Genomic DNA, 1,438 nt, shown 5'->3' with positions numbered 1-1,438 from the left:
CGGCCAAACCGACGCCACCGACCCCACTCACCCTTGCCATAGCACACCGAAATACCTTGCACTGCAAACCAACACGTTATTACGTTACAGCTTCATTGGAGTTGTAAAGCGATGTGTCGTCGTTGTCCAGGGTGTTGAGATCGAAAATCTCAGTGGCTGTGTCGAATTGGCGCGTGGATGGGGTGGTGACGAGTCCGTCGTGTTGAAGCAGGGGCAGGACGTCGTCGATGGCGTTGCGGATGGTGCCGCGGTTGACACCGAACAGTTCCGCGAGGGTCTGTTGGTCGCGTAGTTTCCGCTGGTCCAGCACGGTGGCCAGGATCCGGTCGGCGTCGGTGATCTTCTGGCGGAAGAGCCCTCCCCGGGTGCCGGGACGGCGGTCACCGCCGCGTTGATGATGGGGCGGCGTCGTTCGATGCCGGCGCGGTAGCCGATCGAGACTCGGTCGACCAGGGCTTGGAAGTCGTCGCGGGTCATGCCTGTCAGCTCGGGGTGAGATAGCCTCCGAGATACTTCGAGTCTTGCTGTGGCCGTGTCATTTTCGAGCCAGCCGCGCAGATCTTGGGTGTGGGAGCAATAGTGCGCGGTCTGGGACATGGTGATCTGGCGTTCTTCGATCAGGGCACGGGTTTCCCGGATCACTTGGCAGATGGTGTTCGGGTTGATGCCCAGCAGCTCGACGAGGACCTTCTGGGGGCAGACCCGCCGCAGGTAGATCACGGTGATCAGCACCTTGTCGGCGGGCGCCAGCAGTGGCCGACCGTGGTCCCCGCGCTCTTTGCGGCGTGGTCCGCCGCGTTGCAGATACTTGCGCTGCTCGGCCACGGCTGCTTGCGCCGATGCCAGTTGGGTGCACAGTTGTTGCAGGCCGTGGTCTGTCATGCCGACGGTCTTCGGGTCGGCGAGCATAGCCAAGGGCGTGTGCTCGGGAGGTGTCCCGCTCGCCTGCGGTGACGACCCCGTCCTGGCCGGTAGGGGCGATGGTGTAGTTCCAGGTTCCCCGTTGCTGGTGCGGCGTGATGGGAAGGCACGAATCTGCTCGCAGCTGACCGAGATCCCGGTCGGGTAGGTGCCGGTGTCGAGTTCGGCGTGAACACGCAGCCCAGTGCGGGTGCGGGTGGCGGCGATGCTGTTGACGACAACCTCGTGGCTGGTCAACGGTCTGCCACGCCAGTTCATGGTGATGTGGGAGAACAGCCGGTGTTCGATCTTGTTCCATTTCGAGGTGCCCCGGCGGGAAGTGGCAGACGGTCACGGTCAGGCCGGTCTCGGCAGCGAACGCGGCGAGCTCGGCCTTCCAGAGCCGATACTGGTAGCTGTTGGAACCGCGCAGTCCGCGGTGATTGTTGAGCGTCATTGGGGATGACGATTTCGGGGGCTGAGTCGTCGTTGGTGTTGCCGATGTGATGTTCGGCGTCGGGTTCGAGTTGATCGTGGT

At 63.1% G+C, this 1,438-nt stretch carries 1 protein-coding gene and 1 pseudogene; both read right to left on the bottom strand.

The features are described from left to right. Positions 1 to 84: 84 nt before the first annotated feature. Entirely contained in the window at positions 85 to 909 is an 825-nt protein-coding gene (locus tag ACWEKS_RS49335; protein ID WP_452346603.1) for a hypothetical protein, read from the bottom strand. 64 nt (positions 910 to 973) lie between these two features. Further along, positions 974 to 1,327 (bottom strand): annotated as a pseudogene (locus ACWEKS_RS49330) (ISAzo13-like element transposase-related protein); the annotation flags it as partial. Between the last annotated feature and the right edge of the window lie 111 nt (positions 1,328 to 1,438).

The sequence above is a fragment of the Nocardia sp. NPDC004711 genome, assembly GCF_053601595.1.
Note: the sequence above shows the minus strand (reverse complement) of the source record. Positions and strands in the feature narration are given on the sequence as shown.

Coding starts and splice junctions, on each gene's coding strand:
- ACWEKS_RS49335 (WP_452346603.1), bottom strand. CDS start 909: ATGCTCGCCGACCCGAAGACCGTCGGCATGACAGACCACGGCCTGCAA.